The following is a 1,463-nucleotide window of genomic DNA, read 5'->3' on the forward strand; positions in this document are numbered from 1 at the left end:
AGGAACAACCGGTACGCCGGGTTCTGCGTCTCTTCCCAGTGCGGATAACCGAGCGTGGCGAGGAAGCGGCGGAACTCGGCGTCTTCGGCGGCGGGCACCTGGATGCCCACCAGGATCGAGCTGTAGTCCGCGCCCTGGTTGCGGTAGTGAAAAAGGCTGATGTTCCAGTTCGGCGCCATCGACGAAAGAAAGCGCATGAGCGCGCCCGGGCGCTCCGGAAACTCGAAGCGGAACAGGCGTTCGTCGTGCGCGAGCGGCGAGCGTCCGCCCACCATGTAGCGGATGTGCTGCTTGGACAGCTCGTCGCCGGTCAGATCGACCGTCGGGAAACCGTGATCGACGAAGGTCTTCGCGATCTGCTGCGACTCGCCGCGGTTGCGGATCTGCACGCCCACGAAGATGTGCGCGCGCTCGGCGTCGTCGATGCGGTAGTTGAACTCGGTCACGCTGCGCGTGCCGACCAGCTCGCAAAATCGCCGGAAGCTGCCGCGCTCCTCGGGAATCGTCACGGCGAACACCGCTTCGCGCGCCTCGCCCACCTCGGCGCGCTCGGCCACGAAGCGCATGCGGTCGAAGTTCATGTTCGCCCCCGAGGTGATCGCCACCAGCGTCTGCCCCTCGATGCCCTCGCGCTCCGCGTACTGCTTCGCGCCCGCCACGGCCAGTGCGCCTGCCGGTTCGAGCACGCTGCGCGTGTCCTGGAAGACGTCCTTGATCGCCGCACAAAGCGCATCCGTATCGACGGTGAGCACTCCGTCGAGATAACGCTGGCACAGGCGGAAAGTTTCCTCGCCCACGAGCTTCACGGCCGTGCCGTCCGAGAACAGGCCGACTTCGGCGAGTTCCACGCGCCTGCCCGCCTCGATCGACTGTGCCATTGCGCACGAGTCGTCCGTCTGCACGCCGATCACCCTGATCTCCGGGCGCACGGCCTTGACGTAGGCCGCGATACCCGCAGCCAGTCCGCCGCCGCCGATCGGCACGAAGATCGCATGAATCGGGGCCTGATGCTGGCTCAGCACCTCCATCGCCACGGTGCCCTGGCCGGCGATCACGTCGGGATCGTCGAACGGATGCACGAAGGTCAGGCCGCGCTCCTGCTGCAGGCGCACGGCGTGCGCGTAGGCGTCGCTGTACGACTCGCCGGCCTGCACGACCTCGACGGTCGCGCCGCCGTGGGCGCGCACCGCATCGACCTTCACCTGCGGCGTGGTGACCGGCACGCAGATCACGGCCTTCACGCCGAGCTTCGCCGCCGAAAGCGCCACGCCCTGCGCGTGATTGCCCGCCGAGGCGGTGATCACGCCGCGCTCGAGCTGCGCGGGCGTGAGGTGCGCCATCTTGTTGTAGGCGCCGCGCAGCTTGAAGGAGAACACCGGCTGGTTGTCCTCGCGCTTGAGGAACACGGCGTTGCGCAGGCGCGCCGAGAGGTTCGGGGCGCGCTCGAGTTCGGTCTCGCGGGC

1 protein-coding gene is annotated in these 1,463 nt (G+C 68.1%); it reads right to left on the reverse strand.

The annotated features are described in order from the left end of the window. The coding region (ilvA, locus tag BHE01S_RS35775; protein WP_042273226.1) for a threonine ammonia-lyase, biosynthetic at positions 1 to 1,463 on the reverse strand (1,463 nt) is incomplete at both ends.

Origin of the sequence: Paraburkholderia heleia NBRC 101817 (assembly GCF_000739775.1) — a bacterium.
Classification (GTDB): domain Bacteria; phylum Pseudomonadota; class Gammaproteobacteria; order Burkholderiales; family Burkholderiaceae; genus Paraburkholderia; species Paraburkholderia heleia.